The 20068-nt window shown below is 57.6% G+C and carries 15 protein-coding genes and 5 pseudogenes; 14 read left to right on the plus strand and 6 right to left on the minus strand.

Going from position 1 to position 20068, the window contains the following annotated elements; translation table 11 throughout:
- Positions 1–85 precede the first annotated feature (85 nt).
- The 13 genes and pseudogenes from RWJ89_RS27585 (at position 86) to RWJ89_RS27645 (ending at position 11596) form a co-directional block, all read left to right on the plus strand.
- Positions 86–805 carry a hypothetical protein gene (locus RWJ89_RS27585; RefSeq protein WP_003551832.1) on the plus strand — a complete coding sequence of 240 codons (720 nt, stop codon included), beginning with the start codon at positions 86–88 and terminating at the stop codon, positions 803–805.
- A gap of 324 nt (positions 806–1129) precedes the next feature.
- Positions 1130–1276, plus strand: coding sequence for a hypothetical protein (locus tag RWJ89_RS27590; protein WP_003551834.1), 147 nt, complete (start codon positions 1130–1132; stop codon positions 1274–1276).
- A 470-nt stretch (positions 1277–1746) separates the two neighbouring features.
- Positions 1747–2238: pseudogene (locus tag RWJ89_RS27595) on the plus strand (IS5 family transposase); the annotation flags it as partial.
- 401 nt (positions 2239–2639) lie between these two features.
- The gene (gene ccoN / locus RWJ89_RS27600; RefSeq protein ID WP_168322228.1) at positions 2640–4262 is read left to right on the plus strand and encodes a cytochrome-c oxidase, cbb3-type subunit I; all 1623 of its coding nucleotides are present in this window, start codon (positions 2640–2642) and stop codon (positions 4260–4262) included.
- Between the two features lie 8 nt (positions 4263–4270).
- A complete protein-coding gene (gene ccoO, locus RWJ89_RS27605) occupies positions 4271–5005 on the plus strand; it encodes a cytochrome-c oxidase, cbb3-type subunit II (protein ID WP_003549661.1) in 735 nt (244 codons plus the stop codon).
- A gap of 8 nt (positions 5006–5013) precedes the next feature.
- Positions 5014–5166, plus strand: coding sequence for a CcoQ/FixQ family Cbb3-type cytochrome c oxidase assembly chaperone (locus RWJ89_RS27610; RefSeq protein ID WP_049732173.1), 153 nt, complete (start codon positions 5014–5016; stop codon positions 5164–5166).
- Position 5167: 1 nt separating this feature from the next.
- Positions 5168–6031: a cytochrome-c oxidase, cbb3-type subunit III gene (gene ccoP, locus RWJ89_RS27615; protein ID WP_168322229.1), complete on the plus strand. Its 864-nt coding sequence runs from the start codon at positions 5168–5170 to the stop codon at positions 6029–6031.
- A gap of 11 nt (positions 6032–6042) precedes the next feature.
- Positions 6043–6231 (plus strand): hypothetical protein, encoded by a 189-nt coding sequence (locus tag RWJ89_RS27620; RefSeq protein ID WP_168283864.1) that lies wholly within the window; start codon positions 6043–6045, stop codon positions 6229–6231.
- A 209-nt stretch (positions 6232–6440) separates the two neighbouring features.
- Positions 6441–7972: pseudogene (gene ccoG / locus RWJ89_RS27625) on the plus strand (cytochrome c oxidase accessory protein CcoG).
- A complete protein-coding gene (locus RWJ89_RS27630) occupies positions 7969–8454 on the plus strand; it encodes a FixH family protein (protein ID WP_168322230.1) in 486 nt (161 codons plus the stop codon). The pseudogene ccoG and the gene RWJ89_RS27630 overlap by 4 nt, the downstream one beginning before the upstream one ends.
- Positions 8451–10734, plus strand: a pseudogene (locus tag RWJ89_RS27635) (cation-translocating P-type ATPase). The gene RWJ89_RS27630 and the pseudogene RWJ89_RS27635 overlap by 4 nt, the downstream one beginning before the upstream one ends.
- Positions 10731–10880, plus strand: a complete 150-nt coding sequence (gene ccoS / locus RWJ89_RS27640; RefSeq protein WP_168322231.1) for a cbb3-type cytochrome oxidase assembly protein CcoS — start codon at positions 10731–10733, stop codon at positions 10878–10880. Before RWJ89_RS27635 ends, ccoS begins: the two are co-directional and overlap by 4 nt.
- 43 nt (positions 10881–10923) lie before the next feature.
- Positions 10924–11596 (plus strand): annotated as a pseudogene (locus RWJ89_RS27645) (Crp/Fnr family transcriptional regulator).
- A 358-nt stretch (positions 11597–11954) separates the two neighbouring features.
- Here the strand turns inward: RWJ89_RS27645 and RWJ89_RS27650 are convergent.
- The 4 genes and pseudogenes from RWJ89_RS27650 to RWJ89_RS27665 all read right to left on the minus strand — a co-directional run bounded on the left by RWJ89_RS27650 (position 11955) and on the right by RWJ89_RS27665 (position 16673).
- Complete coding sequence (locus RWJ89_RS27650; protein ID WP_003549684.1) at positions 11955–12668, minus strand: GntR family transcriptional regulator; 714 nt, start codon at positions 12666–12668, stop codon at positions 11955–11957.
- A 617-nt stretch (positions 12669–13285) separates the two neighbouring features.
- Positions 13286–13654, minus strand: a pseudogene (locus RWJ89_RS27655) (IS66 family transposase); the annotation flags it as partial.
- Positions 13655–14068: 414 nt separating this feature from the next.
- Positions 14069–15073 carry an RcgR family putative quorum lactone hydrolase gene (locus RWJ89_RS27660; RefSeq protein WP_316031720.1) on the minus strand — a complete coding sequence of 335 codons (1005 nt, stop codon included), beginning with the start codon at positions 15071–15073 and terminating at the stop codon, positions 14069–14071.
- Complete coding sequence (locus RWJ89_RS27665) at positions 15063–16673, minus strand: RcgA family putative transporter (protein ID WP_316031721.1); 1611 nt, start codon at positions 16671–16673, stop codon at positions 15063–15065. The genes RWJ89_RS27660 and RWJ89_RS27665 overlap by 11 nt, the downstream gene beginning before the upstream one ends.
- Positions 16674–16981: 308 nt before the next feature.
- On the opposite strand from RWJ89_RS27665, the gene RWJ89_RS27670 reads away from it, so the two are divergent.
- Entirely contained in the window at positions 16982–17692 is a 711-nt protein-coding gene (locus RWJ89_RS27670; protein ID WP_316031722.1) for an HAD family hydrolase, read from the plus strand.
- Here the strand turns inward: RWJ89_RS27670 and RWJ89_RS27675 are convergent.
- Together RWJ89_RS27675 and RWJ89_RS27680 are read right to left on the minus strand one after the other, a co-directional pair.
- Positions 17689–19710, minus strand: a complete 2022-nt coding sequence (locus tag RWJ89_RS27675) for a relaxase/mobilization nuclease domain-containing protein (RefSeq protein ID WP_316031723.1) — start codon at positions 19708–19710, stop codon at positions 17689–17691. The genes RWJ89_RS27670 and RWJ89_RS27675 overlap by 4 nt on opposite strands.
- Positions 19676–20068 carry a hypothetical protein gene (locus RWJ89_RS27680; protein ID WP_221952198.1) on the minus strand — a complete coding sequence of 131 codons (393 nt, stop codon included), beginning with the start codon at positions 20066–20068 and terminating at the stop codon, positions 19676–19678. Before RWJ89_RS27680 ends, RWJ89_RS27675 begins: the two co-directional genes overlap by 35 nt.

A 20068-nucleotide genomic window follows, 5' to 3' on the forward strand; every position in this document is an offset into this window, starting at 1 on the left:
CCCTCTTCACTGCGCACCATCCTCGCGGTTGCCACCGCCGCCCGGGCGCGGACAGGCTGGATCTCTAAGGGGATTGTCACACGCAATGACCAGTTCGTCCTACCAGATCATCGTTCGGAACTTTTCGCAGACGACGCAATATTTCTATGTGTTCCAGAAGCAGGCCGCATTTCCGTTGCTGCCGAGCCCTGGTCTCGTCTTCAGCGGCAGTCTCGGCTGCCAAAGCATCGGCAATTACGCAAGTTCGGGAGCGCAAGTCAATTTCGGTTTGGACAGTCAGGTCTATGCAGGTGCATTCAGCACCAAACAGGCGGCGTCGCCCTCGCAGCTGATCGCGCTTCTCTCGCTCAATGCCGCCACACTATCCGTGGTCGGTAGCACATCGGCGTTCCGACCGGTTACGCTCACCACGGTTGACGGTTCGCCGGACAACTGCACGACCTTGACGCTCGATCCGCTCGGACTTTCCACGCCCGCCAATCAAGCCGGAATTGCGATCGGAGGGTTTGGCATGAACGTGCCTTCCTATACCCCGTTGCCGCATCCCGAACTCTATTGCGGCGTCGTCGCCCTGAACAACAATCAGGCGGTTATACTCTCGAGCTTTGTCGCTCCTGTCCCCAACGCCGTCATGAACTGCATACCGAAGCAGATCTTTTTCGTGAAGATGGGCTACCAGCCGGTCGGAAGCACCGTCGCTTATGACGAGAGCAACTCGGCATGCTGCGATTTCACCATGGGCTACGCGGCCTACACCGTGACTTACAAAGCTGACGGAACCTTTTCGGCGACAGGAGGACCATAGACCCAGAGATCTGGATCATCACTGACGCTTGAGCAAGCCAATAAACCCTTGAACAAAAGGAATATAGCAACGTTACGTATTACATTGAAATCCGCTGGCCAAACAGCACGTCGCGGTAAAATCGCTGCCGGGCTGCCATTGCCACCGTCTCTATCCTCGCAACAGCGCTGCCCGACGCGGCACAACTCGTATTTTCGTCCGATTGCCGGAACTACCAGGCCATTGCGGTCGCACCGCCGAACGATGCGATCCTGTTCACCAAGCAGCCGGTGCCCCATCCGAATGGAACGGCCTCCGTCTTTGCGATCGTCGGAGCGGACACCTATGTCATTCCGGCTGGGGCCAACTCCTGCATCGTCGCCGCACCTCCCGCCGATGAATTACTGCTTCATTGTCCGTAACGACAACACGATCGACGGCGTCGGTTTTGCCGCCATTCCAAATCCGGGCGGCCTGACCGCCTGCCAGTAAGGGGTTTCCTACACCCACAATTCTCTTCTGGTCTTGCGCGAAGGTTGAGGCGGAAAGTCGAATATCCACCTCCGCCCGCTGTCGCGCGCTCGTCATCCTGAGGCCCCAATTCTGCACGCTACGAAGCAATCGGCGGATGAAAGAAACTGCAGCTAATCAGCAGTTCATAGGCGGTGGCCGGCGTGCATGTAATCTTGCCTGCTCCGAGGGTCTTGTTGACGGCGGCCGCGACAGCGGCCTCCGTCGGTCAACCAGCCCTTCGTCATGCGCGCCGCCCAGACGCTGACGATTTGCATTCCCGCCAGCATTGGGCGGCCATAAAGCTTAGAATAGAATAAAGCTGGCAGTGATTTGAGTAAAAGTTCTCATAAGAACATTGTAAGGATCTCTAAGAGCCTGACCGAAAAAGAGTTGAGTGAAATCAGCCAGTTGTGGTTCTGTTTGTTTGCTTAGGACGAACGGAGACCACAATGGGCTGGACTGATTTCACCCGTCGGCAATATGCCCGAGGCGCAATGCGGTATGCAAGCGATCTGACGGACCGGGAATGGGGATTGATCTCGCCTTGCCTGCCCGAACCGAGGCGGCTGGGCAGGCCGGGTAGCACCGATCTTCGCGAGGTCGTGAATGCGTTGCTTTACATCGCCACGACGGGGTGCCAATGGCGGATGATGCCCAAGGATTTTCCGCCTTTTACAACTGTGCAGTCCTATTTCTATGAATGGCGAGCGACAGGGTTATGGGGTCGGATCAACCATCATCTTGTGATGGAGGCGCGTAAATTGGAAGGCCGGGAAGCCTCGCCGTCTGCGGGTGTGATCGACAGTCAAAGCGTAAAAACCACGGAAAGCGGCGGCATTTCTGGCTATGACGCGGGCAAGAAGATTAAGGGACGCAAGCGTCATATCGTCGTCGACACGCTTGGACTGATGGTCGGCCTGGTGGTTCACAGCGCCGATATTCTAGGTGAAACATAAAGACGACCATTGTCAAATTCGGAGAGTCGAGTTTTCGAGATCTTTGTCATTACGCTCGAGTTGTTCGGCATTTAGCTGAGTTGCGGTGCAGGAAGAAATAAGATTATCGCCGTGGTCAGCGCAATGTCTGGAATGACCGACAAGCTGAAAGCAACATGCTTCCGGCAATCCAGAGAACTGATCCACCAGCAAAACGCGAGATCGAACCAAGAACACCCTGCGTGACGGTATGACAGTCGGAATGTGCCAACGACTTAAGACGCGTAGCGCTGTCCCATTTACCGGCCCTCTCGTTGACGCAGATCAAGGCGCAATTTGCCGCTTCATGACAGTCCTGGCGAGAAAGACGGCCGCGACGCGGTCGTCGGCGTACTGGGGACGACATCATGAATTACACAACGGAAACGATGGCGATCGCGGTCGCGGCGTTTCTAGCGCTGCTACTAGCCGCATTCGCGCATGATCATCTCTTTGCGGTCCATATGGGGATACTTTGCTTCTGCCTTGCCGCGGGCGCTGCTGTGCTGATCAGGAGAGTTGATTTTTCGCCGGCAGGCCGGCAGCAGAAAGTCGACATATCAGGCTATTTCGACGAGGTGATACGGTATGGCCTGATCGCCACGGTATTCTGGGGCGTTGTCGGCTTCCTGGTTGGCGTGGTCATCGCGCTGCAACTTGCCTTTCCCGACCTCAACATCGCCCCTTATCTCAATTTCGGAAGGCTGCGGCCCGTTCACACATCGGCGGTCATCTTCGCCTTTGGCGGCAATGCGCTGATCATGACGTCGTTCTACGTGGTGCAACGCACCTGTCGCGCACGTCTTTTCGGCGGTAGCCTGGCCTGGTTCGTATTCTGGGGCTACCAGCTTTTCATCGTGATGGCTGCGACCGGATACGTTCTCGGAATCACCCAGGCCCGTGAATATGCCGAGCCTGAGTGGTACGTCGACCTCTGGCTGACCATCGTCTGGATCGCCTATCTCGCCGTGTATCTTGGAACGATCCTGAAGCGCAAAGAGCCGCACATCTACGTGGCAAACTGGTTCTATCTCAGCTTCATCGTCACCATCGCGATGCTGCACGTGGTCAACAACCTGGCGGTTCCCACCTCGTTCCTTGGCTCCAAGAGCTATTCTGTCTTCTCGGGCGTCCAGGACGCGCTGACCCAATGGTGGTACGGCCACAACGCCGTCGGCTTCTTCCTCACCGCCGGCTTCCTGGGAATGATGTATTATTTCGTTCCGAAGCAGGCCAACCGACCGGTCTATTCATACCGGCTTTCGATCATCCACTTCTGGGCGCTGATCTTCATGTACATCTGGGCCGGCCCGCATCATCTGCACTACACGGCACTGCCCGACTGGGCCCAGACGCTCGGCATGGTCTTCTCGATCATGCTCTGGATGCCCTCCTGGGGCGGCATGATCAACGGCCTCATGACCCTTTCGGGCGCCTGGGACAAGATCCGCACCGATCCGATCATCCGTATGATGGTCGTCGCCATTGCCTTTTATGGCATGTCGACCTTCGAAGGCCCGATGATGTCCGTGAAAACCGTCAATTCGCTCAGCCACTATACCGAATGGACGATCGGTCACGTGCATTCCGGCGCACTCGGCTGGGTCGGGATGATCACCTTCGGGGCGATCTACTACCTGACGCCGAAGCTGTGGGGGCGCGAGCGTCTCTACAGCCTGCGGATGGTCAACTGGCACTTCTGGCTCGCAACCCTCGGGATCGTCGTCTACGCCGCCGTGCTTTGGGTTGCCGGCATCCAGCAGGGGCTGATGTGGCGCGAGTACAATTCTCAGGGCTTCCTCGTCTATTCCTTCGCGGAGACAGTCGCGGCGATGTTCCCCTACTACGTGCTGCGCGCGGTCGGCGGAACGCTTTACCTGGCAGGCGGTCTCGTCATGGCCTGGAACGTGTTCATGACGATCCGCGGCCACCTGCGCGACGAAGCTGCAATCCCAACCACTTTCGTGCCCCAACCACAGCCTGCCGAGTGAGGTGAGACATGGCATCGATACTAGATAAACATCAGATCCTCGAGAAGAACGCGACGCTTCTTCTCGTCGGCTCGCTGCTCGTCGTGAGCATCGGCGGCATCGTCGAAATCGCACCGCTTTTCTACCTGCAGAATACGATTGAAAAGGTGGAAGGCATGCGGCCGTATACGCCGCTCGAATTGGCCGGCCGGAACATCTACATCCGCGAAGGCTGCTACCTCTGCCACAGCCAGATGATCAGGCCCTTCCGCGACGAGGTCGAACGCTACGGCCATTACTCGCTCGCGGCCGAGTCCATGTACGATCATCCTTTCCAATGGGGATCCAAGCGAACCGGACCGGATCTGGCCCGTGTCGGGGCACGTTACTCCAACGAATGGCATGTCCAGCATCTCGCCGATCCACGGGCAGTCGTGCCGGAGTCGATCATGCCGAGTTACGCCTTCCTCAAAGAGCAGAGGGTGACGGTCAAGGACGTGGGAATGGACCTGAAGGCCAACGAAGACGTGGGCGTGCCTTATAACGACGACATGCTGGCGAACGCGGAGGCCGACATGAAGGCTCAGGCCGATCCGAATGCAGATACGACGGCCCTGCTTGCCCGCTATCCGAAGGCGAAGACCGGCGATTTCGACGGCGATCCTGCTGCGCTGACCGAAATGGATGCCCTGGTGTCCTACCTGCAGATGCTCGGAACGTTGGTCGATTTCTCGACCTACGACGACGCGACCGGCTACCGATGAGGTGATCCATGGAAACCTACACTGCAATGAGACACTTCGCCGACAGCTGGGGCCTTTTGGCAATGGCGGCATTCTTCGTCGGCGCGGTTGCGTTCACCCTTCGCCCAGGCAGTAAGCAAACGGCGAAAGAAGCCGCCGATATTCCCTTGAAGGACGATTGAGATGTCGGAAAAACATATCGATGAATTTAGCGGCGTCGAAACGACCGGACATGAATGGGACGGCATCCGCGAGCTCAACAATCCGATGCCCCGCTGGTGGGTGTGGACCTTCTACGCCACCATCGTCTGGGCCTTGGGTTATGCGATCGCATATCCCGCGATCCCGATGATGACCGACGCCACGAAGGGCATGCTGGGTTTCTCCAGCCGCGCCGAGTTGCAGCAGAACCTGGATCAGGCCAAAGCATCGCAGACGACGCTGCGTGATCTGATCGCCGCCAAGACGGTGCACGAGATCGACTCCGATTCAGCCCTTCGCGAATTCGCGGTCGCCGGCGGCGCGTCTGCATTCAAGGTGAACTGCGCGCCGTGCCATGGCTCGGGAGCAAGCGGCGGCCCGGGATTTCCGAACCTCAACGACGACGATTGGCTGTGGGGTGGAGACCTGGATGCCATCCAGGCGACGATCGCGCATGGAATTCGCTTCAACGAGGATACGGACACTCATGCTTCCGAGATGCCGCCCTTTGCCGATGTTCTGGATCCCCTCCAGACAAGGCAGGTCGCGGCTTACGTCTGGGGACTGACCAATACACCGTCGGACCCCGGTCTCGCAGAGGCCGGAAAACAGGTCTTCGTCGATAACTGTGCCGCATGTCACGGCGACGACGCCAAAGGAAAAGCCGAAATGGGGGCGCCGGATCTCGCCGATGCGATCTGGCTGAAGGCACGCGGCGAGGATGCGATCATCCTTCAGGTGGCCGCTCCCAAGCATGGCGTCATGCCTGCCTGGGCAGGGCGTCTCGGCGATACGACGGTCAAGGAACTTACGATTTTCGTCCATTCGCTTGGCGGCGGGACGTGAGGAGAAAAGCCATGGCAGCTCACGGCCACAACCCGATCCTCGATCTCTATGGCACGCCGCGCGCCACCACACGATCGCGTGTGTCGGCGCGCGCCAAGGCCACGCCGCCCCCTTCCGATCAGGACGACGACCCGGCAAAGATCGGCAGTTCGATTGTCAGTTTGACCTGTCTCAAAGACCACGGGCAGACAAGCCGCTAGCTGTAGACTTGTCGAGGACGTCCCTGCGGTGGTTGTTCCCCCGCAGCTCCTGCAGGCCGCGCCCTCTCTCCAGGGCGCGGCCTTTTCCTTTCGCGGGAAGGCCTTGTCTCTTGATCTGCATCAAGGAACGAATGCGTGGCAGATGGGACAAGGGTGGGTGAAATCGGATAGGTCCCATGAACCTCTAAACTGCACCAGATCCCGATAACATCGAGCGGCTCAATGTCGAGCCGGTCAATGCCCGTCGCAACCGGCAGCCTCTCTACGCACCTCGGAGGAAGGTTTTTCCCAAACGTGCAGAGGGACAATTCCGTCGGTTCAAGTGGATCGTCATGCTGGTTACGCTCGGCATCTACTATCTCGCGCCATGGATTCGCTGGGATCGCGGTCCTTACGCGCCTGACCAGGCAATCCTCATCGACCTTTCCTCACGGCGCTTCTTCTTTTTCTTCATCGAGATCTGGCCTCAGGAATTTTATTATGTAGCGGGTCTCCTGGTCATGGCCGGGTTCGGGCTGTTTCTCGTCACTTCCGCGGTTGGCCGTGCATGGTGCGGCTACGCTTGTCCGCAGACGGTCTGGGTTGATCTTTTTCTCGTCGAACGTGCGATCGAAGGCGATCGAAACGCGCGAATGAAGCTTGACGCTAACCCCATGAGCTTGGCCAAGCTGAGGAAGCGTGTCGTCAAACACTCGATCTGGCTGCTGATCGGCATCGTCACAGGCGGAGCGTGGATCTTTTATTTTGCCGACGCGCCGAGCCTGCTTGTTTCGCTGTTCACCGGCCACGCTCCTGCAGCCGCCTACAACACCGTCGCCATCCTTACTGCGACGACCTATGTGCTCGGCGGTCTCATGCGCGAGCAGGTGTGCACCTATATGTGTCCGTGGCCACGCATCCAGGGTGCGATGCTCGACGAAAATTCTCTCGTCGTCACCTACAATGACTGGCGGGGCGAGCACCGGTCGCGTCACGCCAAGAAGGCTTTGGTCAATGGCCTATCGGTTGGGGATTGCGTGGATTGCAATGCCTGCGTGGCGGTGTGTCCGATGGGAATCGACATTCGCGACGGACAGCAGATGGAGTGCATCACATGCGCGCTCTGCATCGACGCCTGCGACGGTGTCATGGACAAGCTCGGAAAGCCTCGCGGCCTGATCGCCTACGCCACGCTGAGCGAATACTCGGGCAACATGTCGCTTGCCACGGACGAAGGACGAACGGCCGTCCAGCCATCCAGGGTTCGAAACGAGGATGGCACCTTCGTTCCGGCGATCCGGCACTTCAACTGGCGTATCATCTTTCGTCCGAGAACCGTGTTTTACGCAGTCGCCTGGGCGTCGGTCGGCGTGGCCATGCTCGTCCATCTCACCTTTCGGGAGCGCCTTGAACTCAACGTCGTTCACGACCGAAACCCCCAATATGTTCTGGAAAGCGACGGCTCTCTGCGGAATGGCTACACGCTTCGTGTCCTGAACATGGTGCCGACGCCGAGGGATATGAACATAAGCCTGGTCGGGCTGGAGGGGGCGACGATGCGCATTCCCGAGTTCGGCAAGGAAGACGCTCGCAGCTTTACAGTCCATGCCGAACCCGACGTGGCCACGACGCTGAAGGTCTTCGTTACGCGCAAGCCTACCGGAGCGGCGATCAATGAATATCTGTTCGTTATCGAAGATACCGAACATGCCGACGGGCAACCTACCGCGCGGCGTTCAATGCACCGGGAGACATCAAATGAAGACCTCCGCTCAAGGTTTTACAGGCCTGCACATGCTGCTTGCGACCTCGGCATTCTTTGGCGTGGTGATTGCGGTGAACGTCACCATGGCCTTCTATGCTTCTTCCAGCTGGAGCGGTCTGGTCGTGGAAAACACCTATGTCGCCAGTCAGGAGTTCAACCGCAAAGCGGCGGCGATGAAGGCAATGGCCGCTTCCGGCATCGAGGGCAACCTCTCCATAAAGGGGCACGAGATCCGCTACGATATTCACGACAAGAGCGGATCGCCTGCGATCGTCGACGACGTCATTCTGAATTTCAAACGTCCGGTCGGAGACCACGAGGACTTCCTCCTTACGCTCAGGAAGACAGCCGCGGGGCGGTTCGAAGCGGAGCATGATCTAGCCGACGGTGACTGGATCGTCGAGGCCATCTCGCGAAACGGCGGCGTGGTCGTCATGCATGAGGCAAAACGCATCGATACCGCGGAGTTAGGCCAGTGAGCTGCTGTACCATGGACGCGGAAAGCGTGCTTGCCCTCAGCACGACATCATTCAGTGCCGAAGAGGTTCGCCTTGCCAGCCAGCCGCTCGGCGAAGGATTGCGCCAGTTGGACCTGAGCGTCCCCGACGCCCACTGCGGTGGCTGCATTTCGACCATCGAAAGGGCGTTGTTGGCGCTTTCCTTCGCCAAACAGCGCGAGTCAATCTCACGGCTCGAAGGGTGAGCTGCGTCTACCAGGAGGAGATGGAGACACGCGCAACCGATCCGTCCAAGATCCTCGCAGCGATCAACTCGTCCGGATATCGCGCGCATCTCTTCACGCCCTCAGCTCCCGAGAACGACAAGACCAGAAATCAACTTCTCCTCGCGATCGGCGTGTCCGGTTTTGCGGCCGCCAACATCATGTTGCTCTCGGTATCGGTCTAGTCGGGCGCAGATGCTGCGACGCGCGACATGTTTCATTGGATCTCGGCGATGATAGCAGCGCCCGCGCTGGTCTATGCGGGACGCTTCTTCTTCAAATCGGCCTGGAATGCGCTGCGGCACTGGCGCACCAACATGGACGTTCCGATTTCGCTCGCCGTGACGCTCTCCTATGCCGTTTCATTGTGGGAGACCGTCCATCACGGCGAGCATGCCTGGTTCGACGCTTCGGTCTCGCTGCTCTTCTTCCTGCTGATCGGCAGAACCCTCGATCATGTCATGCGGGAAAAGGCTCGGGCGGCGATCAACGGACTCGCAAGACTGGCCCCGCGCGGAGCATTGCTGATCAATCCGGACGGGTCGCGACGCTACATTGCGGTAGAAGAGATCGCGGCGGGGGATGAAATCTCGATAGCCGCAGGCGAACGGGTTCCCGTCGATGGCATCGTCGTCAGCGGAGAAAGTGACTTGGATCTCTCCATCGTCACCGGCGAGAGCAGCCCGGTCGCCGTCGCCAACAACAGCGAAGTGAGTTCCGGGGCGATGAATCTGACTGGCTCCCTCGTGTTGCGGGCGACGAGAATTGCCAAGAATTCGCTTCTCTCGGAGATCATCGGCCTCATGGAAGCCGCCGAGGGCGGAAGAGCTCGCTATCGCAGGATCGCCGATCGCGCTGCGACGCTCTATTCTCCGGTCGTGCATCTGCTGGCGCTGGTCTCCTTCCTTGCCTGGGGCCTCCTGGGCGGAGACTGGAAACGGGCCATGCTGGTCGCCGTTGCGGTGCTGATCATTACCTGCCCATGCGCATTGGGTCTTGCCGTACCCGTGGTCCAGGTCGTCGCCGCGGGCGAACTTTTCCGGAAGGGCATCATGGTGAAGGACGGCTCAGCACTCGAAAGACTGGCCGAAACCGACACCGTGGCCTTTGACAAGACGGGCACCTTGACGATCGGCAGTTCGCGCCTTGTCAGAGTGGATGCCATGGACGAGAGCGCCACCGCGATCGCCCGTGGATTGGCAACGCATTCACGGCATCCCCTTTCTCGGGCCCTGGTACGGGACACCGAGACCGACCTCATGTCCTTCGACATCGTCACGGAAATCCCCGGCGGGGGACTGGAAGCCAGGAACGGAGCAGATGTCTATCGATTGGGCAACGCGGCGTTTGCCTGCGGAACCAGCGTCGTGCCCCGCACCGCCGACAGTCCGTTCTCGGAAGTGGTCCTGTCGAAGAATGGCGTCGATCTTGCTCGCTTCTTCTTCGATGACACGCTTCGTCCGGGTGCTCGCGAGGCCATTGACCGGCTCGATGCAGCCGGCCTTGAAACGCTGATCGTGTCCGGAGACAGGCAGACCGTCGTCGACAATACGGCGCATGCCCTGGGTATCGACAGGGCTTTAGGCTCTCTGACGCCGAAACAGAAGGTCGAGGAATGCCAGAGGCTGAAGGGCGAAGGTCGTCGCGTGCTCATGGTTGGCGACGGGATCAACGACGCCCGGCACTTGCTGCCGCGCATGTCTCGATGGCGCCGGCCACAGCCTCCGATATCGGCAGACAGGCGGCCGACCTGGTTTTCTTCAACGATCGCCTTGACGCTGTTCCGGAAGCGATCGCCGTTGCGCGACGATCCGCCAGCCTCATCCGGCAGAACTTCGCTCTCGCCATCGGTTACAACGTTCTGGCGGTGCCGATCGCCATCGCCGGATTGGCGACGCCGCTGATAGCGGCGGTGGCAATGTCGACATCTTCGATCATCGTCGTGACGAACGCCCTGCGCCTGAACGCCTTCGGCAAGCGCCCGGATATGCACATTCGAGGGCGGATCGGCAGGAGTGCGGAGGTCAAAGCCGCATGAACATGTTGATCTATCTCATACCGATCGCGCTGCTGATGGGAGGAATAGGACTCCTGGCATTCCTTTGGTCGCTGAAGAGCGGCCAGTATGACGACCTTCAAGGCGCCGCCTGGCGGATCCTCGCCGAGGACGAAACCGATCAATGAGAACCCTGACCGCATAGTGGGTCCAAACACGAAAGGAAGATAGATGCTTGCGAAAAATTCTGTGCTTCTGCAGTCTGACCTATTTGCTGGTTTGGATCAGGCGACTGTGGAGCAATTCACCGCAACGGCTGAGTTTCGAACCTTCGCCGCTGACGAGAAGATCGTAGCCGAGGGCCAGCAGGCATTGTTCGTTTACTGCGTCATGAACGGGTTTGTGCGACTTTCAAAATCGGAATCCGCCGGGCGCGAAGCGGATATCTGCGTGTGCGAGCCGGGCGACACCTTTGGAGAATATCTACTCGCGGGGGGGCGGCTCCAACGCTTACAGCGCGCGGTCCGCCGACGGGGCCGAGGTCGCGCTGTTTGCGCTTGCGGAGTTGCAGGCGTTCGCCGACCAACATCCGGTCGTACACAGGAACGTCATGCGCATCATGGGCAGGCACCTGCTGGGCGCGATGGATTGTATTGCCGGAGACCGCTTGCTCACAGCCGCGCAACGGGTGGCAAACTACCTTATGAGCCGCTGCCCCGCCTCGGCGGCCACCTCGCGGGTTACGTTCCGCCTTCCTTACCGAAAGCGAATCCTGGCCGGAAAACTGGGACTGGCGCCGGAAGCCCTTTCCCGCGCGTTTGCGGCGCTCGCCCCGTCGGGGGTCGAAGTCAGAGGCAAGGTCGTCCTCGTCGATAGCGTCGACCTGCTGCGGGAGGCATGTTAACCATTGGATCACCGGGCCACATGTTGAAGTTCGCCGCGCTGTTCCTGCCATTAACTACCATGTCAATGGGGTACCTGTTCGCCGCAGACTCAAGCCTCTCAAGGCCTCCACACACTACGAGTTCATTTGCAAAGCATGGGCTTCATAACCCGAGCGCTTCACCAGATTCGCTCTATCTAATGCCAGGTCTAAACATCCAGCGCGTGCCAATCATTTTATTATCTATCGCGGAGTTCGGGGAACCGGAAGAATCCGACTAGCCCAATAGTGTCGATCCTATTAGTAACGCAATGATGCGGGCATTTATTCCGACATAGGCTTTAAATGCTCGAGCCGAGTGCTTCAGATTACGGCGATATCACAAGCTTTTCGCGTGCCCAGGAAGCCCTGTTAACCCACGTTCGTTCACCTCTTGTACGACCCTTGGGACGGCATCGCGTTCTAGGTCAAGGTGGTTCATCAACGCGGACTCCACCAAGTTTGTCGCGGCGCCTAGTTCAGACATTGCGGCAATTAATTTCTCGAGGCTTTCGACAAATGCGGGCCTAAGTTCCGAGGCAGTTATTTCCATTCGTAGAGGGTGAGTGCAAAAACAGAATCGTTGAACGATTTTACATGCCTCGCAATTCGATGCTTCTTCGGCGATTCTAGTAAATATCGCTTCTGCCGTTAGGGCGAGTTCGTCGGGGGACAATTTATCTGCCACGGCCCAGCTCTCTGGGATCTGCGGCCGCTTTCGATTCAACGCCGAGATTAGCGTCTCACTTCCAACAACATAAAAATCTAACAGAGTACCCTCCAACATCGGCCTGGTGAAAAAGCCCTTCTGAGGGATGTATTGGATCTTCCCTTCAGCTGCTAGTCGCTGAAGTGCTTCGCGAATTGGTGTTCGACCAAGATCAAGATTAGACGCCAGATCCTGTTCCCTGAGATGTTGCCCCGGCACACGGCCGTTATTGTGGAGAATTCGTCGAATAGCATCGTAGGCAATATCGGCCTTTGCAGGTTCTGGTTCAGTAGAAAAGTTTGTGTCAGCCCCACGCTGTGGGGGCGCGTTCTTGCAACACCGCATTTGATGGTTTTCCTCTGTCGATGTCCTTCGGGGACCCTACAGGAGCTTATTCATTGATATCGGGCGGCGTTCCGATTCAAGGCCGAATTAATTGGCCTCACCATATCGGCACGCGTTTTAACCCAGGCGAGATTCGGGACCTTTATAGCAGCCGCGGCCGCAGCTGGCCGCTATCGCACTCTCTCGCCGCTGAGTTCAACGGAATGGGGCAAGAGGAAGCTGTCACGTTCTCCATCTAGGAGGGCGATCTTCATCTCTGGCCTGTCGGATCTGATTTTGTCTGGGTGCATGTTGTCACGTCGGTTCACCTAAGCCTCCCGTCGCTGACCGGGGTAGACCCCCGTGCCGCTTGTTGACCAGATCTAGACGGCGCTCCGCGATATATCAACACATAACATTGATATTTTTTTTGATATATTTTGGCCTATCGCGCCACCTTAACGTTTTGTTTTTTCTGCTGTTGGCAAAGAACTCAGGCAGCGTCTAATTAGTGACGCATTATCCAGCCCGCTGAAAGGTTTGCGCGGATTTCCGAGTTGGCGATTCCGGTTGGCGGATCGAAAAAGCTCTGGGTGTTTAGTCCCGGCATTTGATGGTGCATTATTTTCGTTAGAATGGAGGGAGGCACTATGGGCCCTAGTAGCCGAGACGAGAGGAGCTAGCAGACTGGATGCGCGACCGACCCAGTCAGCCATTACGGATCGCGAGATGTCTATCCCTAACCGCTCGTACATCTCGGATAAGCGATAGAGGGGAATGTGATCGTCGAATTTAGCGATCATGATATGGGCGGGCAGTCCCGGCCCGGGTTTGCCGCGCTCGATCGGCAGGGTCGGCATCTCGCCAGCTACCGTCGTATCGCCATCCCCGCAGATCATGCGCTTTTCGACATGGCGGACAATCTTAACCGACGCCGGCACGTGCTCCAACACCTGGACCACCCTGTCGGCCGCCTTCAGGAACGATGCGCCACCACAGGTCGGGCAGATGCCGACGTTCCGCGTCACTTCACAGCGGCGTCACCGTCGGCTTCGTTTTGTTTCTGTGATTGAAAAAGAATCGTGATCCCCCGCACTTCCTACCAGGCAAACCGCCATGCATACCGCATTGTCGGGGGAACAACCTAGTTCCATAAATCTGCTTATGCGATATGTTATAACATAACCATGTTTAGTCATGCCTCTCCCACGATCCGACTGGCGGGACGACACTTCAGCGCCCTCCACCATCATCCCTTATTAATCGGCAGGAGCGCCGAGAACTGAGCCCGGTCCGTTCGGTAGGGAAATCAACATGGCGACGCATCGCCACCCGTCACCCGCTACGACCTTGCGCGCACATCTCTCCTCGGCCATCTGCATCGCAGCAACCGTCACCTTGTGAGATCAAGAGCCCTCAGTCTAGCGGAACGACAGAAACCGTTTCAGGCTCAAACCGGCCAACAAAATGTAAGGCGGCATGCCGAGCGAATAGTGACCACAGTTTAATTCCAAAATGTTTGGCCTAGCTCCGGCGGCCTTCAGCCTCTGCATGAACCCTTGTGATATCTCTGGCAGAACAACCTTGTCCCTCATAGCCAACACAACGTGAAGTTCGAGATCGGTCCGTGCCAAATTGTGCGCGTAATTCTCTAGGTTAAGCGGACCCCACGCCCTTCTGAGCTCGGTCAGCTCAATAACGGGTTCAAGGCTTTCACGTATCGATCGTGTCGCGCGCCCTGTCCAAACCATATCCGCGAGACTTCCTGCTGTAAGAAACAACGAGGCTTTTGACACAGCCGAGTCGTGCGCAGCGATCAACCCCGCGACCCAGGAACCTAAGCTCATACCGAGAACGGAAATCTCTCGATAGCCTTCGCTTTTCAACCAACGAATGAGTGTTCGCCCGTCCCATACCGCCTGCCGTACAGACTGGATGGTTCGACCGAGATTAGGGCTAAGCATAAAATCGGCGTACACGGCCCCGGAACGGCTGCGCTCGAAATGATAGGGCATAGCGATCTCGACAACCGTGATTCCACGCCGTGAGAAAAAGTTGGCAATCTGACGATTGCGTGCACTTGCATTCCAGTGATGAAAAATCACCAACGCCTGATCGAAGGATCCGCTTTCTGTGATTTTTGCCCAAACTACATTGTTCTCTTCGACGTCAGTGGACATGTCCGACGGAAATTTGATCCACCCGTCTTGCCGTTGAAAATGCTGAACGGCCCCGCTCGGCTCATCGAAAAAGGCTGGATCAGCCGCGGCCTGGTCCGCAAGGACACAAAACTCGCCGATACTTCCTATGTTCTTGGCGCCTGGGAAGGCGAGGTTGGCATCAAGGACGAAATCGCTTATTTCCTTGGATTCCTCACCGCGTCGTGCCCGCCGCTCATCCCAACGATCAAGCCAACTATGATACATTCTGATTGCTTCCCCAGTCGCTCGCTTTCGATCGCCCAAGCTCTGGATCAATGAGGCCGTACATCGCGAGCAGCACTGCAAGGCACAGAAGGATCGAAAAGCCTGTAAATGCGTCGATCAGCAGGTAGCTGCTAAAAAGTAACCCTACGGCCGCTGACATCTTCCACAGGGGCAAATGAAATCTACTTCCGGCACCTAAACGGATGGAGCCGTAAAGAAAAACGATAATCGTCGAAATAGCGATAAGAAGGCTGCTGTAGTGGGTCGGCATCCTGTAGCTGAATCCGTTGCCCATGTCTTTGCCCTCATGCAAAGCAGACGACATATCGGCGAGCAGCCAAGCCACAATGTCCTTTCCATTCGACGCCAAATAGGAGCTTTGGGCCTTCATGCATATGGCGATCAGAAGACCTAAAACAGTGCACCGAAAAATTCCGCGCATCACCCGTAAGCCGATTTCATGGACATGGTATTGATAATCAATTCGCGGCCGGTTCCTCGATGCTTCTCCGATTTTCCAAAGGTCATGAATCATCGTATGAAGCAAAATGAGACCTACGAAGAAGAGGTAGAAGCACAAGCACATGTAGAGATAAGCGAGCGCCGTGAATACAATCTCCATCGGCACCGATATGACTTCGGGCCGCATGAGCGCTAACTTGCCCCAATCTATCGCATAGTTTCCACCGCCTTTTACCAACGGGATCAAGCACACACCGATCCATTGAAACAGACCGGCGAACAACACGCAGACTACAAAGACCGCCCAATATGTATACGAAGAAGCATCTACGTTGCGGGCCCAAACGTCGTCGCTTTCCACACGATTGCCCGCCGCTACAATCCGTAAGCGCCCTTCATTTTTCCAAAACAACAGCAACTCTATGACGAACGCAAAAAACAGTGGCAAGAACACCATAAAGAGGAACGTCCAATTGGGCGCCCAGAGGAAACCTACCTGTTTGACGAGACCATCCGCCCGATTGTAAGTCGCGTTGTGGATCCCCACAATATACGAGAGAAACCCAAGGGCGGTGGCACCCGCAAACACCGACGCAGGTAGATCTAAGGGAGATCCGCGGCTAAATAGCGCCTCCGACCTCCTCGCCAAATTAAAACGTCGGCTCGGCTGATTAGCCTCAGCATCCCTTTCCAGCTTTGCCGGGAACTCCATCTTCTCATCGACGACATTCCGAGCCAGATTTGGAACCTCAGCCGCAGGGCTGCTTCCCGCTTTCTTCAACCCTCGCCTCTTTGCAGTTAAGCGAGATTGCGCCGCACTGAGCTCCATCTGCCATTCGCTTGTTGCTACCGGATCATCACACCCGAAGACCCTTGCCAGCCACCGAATATTGGTGGTGCTGATACCCTTCTCATTTTCTTGAAACCATAGCTGGACTGTTCGCAGATCGACCCCAGTCCGATTGGAATCGATCTGTGAAATTGCCTCTGCGAGAAGTTCGGGCGTCCATGGGCCTGCGGGAAAGCCATCACTTCCCAACGGCCGGCCCGCTCCCGCGGCGGCCAATTGTTTGAAGAGCTCTTTGAAATCACTTCCGTCTTTCGGCGGAGGGAGAAATAACTTTCCATTCTTTGACAATGGCTTATCGGCTCTGGTTTCGTTTCGTTTCGCTAGATTTCGTATCCTATCGTGCGTTTGTGCCCGATCAACGGGTATCGCAACTGCACGCAACTCTGCAGCGATTCTACTATCAGGAGAAAAAATTTCGAGTCTGGGATGTTGATTTCTGAACAGATGAGTAGCGCGCGAGAGGAGGAAGCCATTTTGCCGCTTGTACGACGGCGGGGTTCCTCACGGGAGACACTCAGATATCCATCCCAAACCGGATAACGACAACCGACCGACTGGTCCCAAGAGCAAGCTGGGCGTCATTTCGAAGTCGTGTGATGGCGAAGCTGGCTTCAACGTTTGGAATTCAGCCAATGAACAATCATTCAAAAGATGCAGACAGCTTTAGGAGGATCGGTTCGACCGGCCTCGTCATTTTCGAGAGAGATGGCACCCTGCTGAGAAGGACTAGCTCCTCAGGGGATTACACCCTCGGAGACATCAGCGAGGAATTCGTTGCAATGTTAAGGTATCTGCGAGACCTCAATGCTCGTTTCGGCTTTATCTCGGACGAACGAGGAATGAACGCGGGTGCCTATGGTAGATCAGAATTCGCAACCCTGACCGAACTGCTTGACGCATTACTGGGCATCAGAGGTGCCATGCCGGATTTCTGGGTGGCATGGAGTGACGTCCCAAATGCAAGCGGAACAGGCCTACAGCGCCAGGCGGATCGGCAACAGGAGCCTGGCGCCGGAGCGATCTTTCAAGTTATGGAGCGGTATGGGATCGGCAGGAAGGAAACCGTATTCATCGGCAGCTCGACCGCTGGTAGCCTCGCTGCAAACGATGCGGGTGTCTCGGTAATCGACTACTTCAACAACCGAAGCGAGGGAACCGCTCAGAGTGGGGCCCGAAAGCATGCCCCCAATTTGTCTTCGCCTGAAGCCACGGAGGTCCAGCGACTCCGCGCCAAGATCCAAGCGACGTTGGGCTGGTCCATCGCTGGAGAGCTTAACCGTGGCCAACAGTACGGTTCGCAGGGTTAGCGGGTGCGGTCCCTGTCCTTCTCCTGAGGCGGGCGAAGCTTGATCGATTTTGGAATGTCGCGATCCCGCTGCTGGGGTTCCGGGCGCTCCCGATTCGAACGATCTGTTTCCGGCGCGTCATGGTCGGCATTAGACCGGGCAATGCGAGATGCGTCGACGGAACGGTTGTTCGAACTCCTATTAACCACGCCCTGCTCCGCAATGTGGTCGCGACCGGCAGCCGACTTGGTTTCGAGGCTGTCCGAACTCCACTTATCCCTGCCAGACTCCGTTCGGTCTCGATTCTTGCCAACGCGTGAGTCGAGCTGCAACCCGACGACCTTGCCGATGATCTTCGTCGCCTGTTCGAAGATCAGCCGATCAGATGGGTTGGCAATCTTCGCGGCAACCGTCAGCGCGGTGTTCGCCAACGTTTCCTTCGCCGCTTTTGCTTGCGCGGCACTGATGGGTGTGGATCGCAGCATGTGGTCCTCGCCTTTCTCTCGTGTGGGATCGCGACCTTCGCGGACCGCTGTTTCAAGTCGCCCATATTCGCGTCGAAGCCCGATGGACAGATCCTGGCTGAGTTCTCGTGCGGTGCTCGGTGCACCGCGGTCCTTCGCAATTCCTTCCAGCATCCGAATGACGTGCCCAACCGAACGCCGGCTCTGGTCGAACCGCGTCCTGGCCTCCTCACGCTTCGGCGCCGTCGGCGTGTCGCGGAGCTTGGACATTACCTTTTCGACGACGTTTGATGGTGCCGTTGCTCCCATCCGCCGAAACATTTCCCATTCCCATCGCTTGACGGGCGGCGGGCCAGCGCGTTCGATGCGCTTCTGCCGATCGATCGGGATCCCGCGCTCCCGCGCCTTGTCAGCAAAACGGACCCGCCATTCAGTGAAGTCGCGGATATTCGGATTCAGCATCTTTCCGCTGGCATTGCGCAGGGCAACGATGACATGCAGGTGCGGATGCTTCTCAAGATCATTGCGGTTATGGACGGCGTAGGCATAGCGATGGCCCGCAAACTGTTCTCTCAGAAAATCTTGGCCTGCGAGGATGAACCGGTCGCGATCGACATTGGCCGGCCCGGACAGCAACAGGTGCATGAAATCCCGTGGCTGGCGGGTCTCCACCAGAGCACCGACGATTTTGCCCTCGGCCGTCAGTTTCTTATGGTCCTTGGTCGTGACTTCGCGCCGTTCTCCGCCGCGCTCGTAACGGCCGCTCTTGCCGGGCCTGTCCTTGACGTGAGTTTTCGTCGACAGGGTTACATCTGTCCCCGCCCGTTGCATCGCATGTAGGGTGGCTGTTAGGCCTTTCGGTCCGGAGGAGAATTCGGAGGGATAGCGCGAGCCCGGGGCGATACCGGCCGCGCGCAAAGCCCTGTCCAGTCGCTCGTCGATCGCACGGACTTCGTCGATTTCCGCAGCGATACGGTTGGCACCGCTTCGATCCGATCGGTCCTTCTTCTCATGGGCAATCACGAGGGCAAAATCGAGACGGGTCCCACCCTTCACACCCTCGCTGACGCTGAAGGCATAAGTTCGATCGCTGTCGCCCGGCCGACGGAACCCATCTTCCGCCAGCGACCCGAGGGCGCGTGCTATGTCCTCGCGGTCGGCCTTTTCAAGCTCGTAGGTCAGACGGAGAATATCCTGGCTGCCCTTCCGGTTGCCAAACTCCCTTTCCCAGGAGCGCACGGCGGCATTAAGATCGGTGACCTCGCGACCATCCTGGTCGCGCGCTTTCTCTTCCTTGCTTTGATAGGCGAGGACGCTGCGGGCCGAACTTGCGCCGGCACCATAAGACAAGACCTTGACGACGACCGCATTGTTGCCGGCCGCGCGGCTGAACGCCGAGGCGGCGCCAGGATGCTTGGTTGAGGGCAAGCCAGTGTTCGGGAACGACGGCGGCTTCTTCGCACCGCCACCACCAGCCCCGCGGCGCCGCAACTCGTCTTCGATCAGATCGAAGTAGCTCGGCAGCCGACGACCTTCCGGTCTAGACGCGGAGCGACTTCTGGACAGGTCGTTCATCGTGGTTCCTGATCAGGTCGGCGATAAAGGTGGACGGCCTGATAAAGGCAGCGTCGCGGATCGCGTCGAGCGCGGTCATCACCTCGTGTAGCTTTTCCGCCATCGCTTCTGCTGCCGCGTCTTTCCGTCCGTCTACGCTGAGAAATTCCTCGTTCCGAAACGCAAGCTCGCGCAAAAACTGGTGCATGTTTGCCAGCTGCCGGTCGTGCTCCTCGAGCATCGCCGGAATATGCATGATCTCCCTAGTGACAATGAGCTTGGCGACTATGTTGACGGAGACATCAAGCCTCCGTGCAAGGGCGTCGAGGTTGCTTAAAACCTGAGGGGGCAGCCGGAACATGATGGCCGGTTCGCGCAT

Source organism: Rhizobium sp. 10PS4, assembly GCF_032464805.1.
Taxonomy (GTDB): domain Bacteria; phylum Pseudomonadota; class Alphaproteobacteria; order Rhizobiales; family Rhizobiaceae; genus Rhizobium; species Rhizobium laguerreae.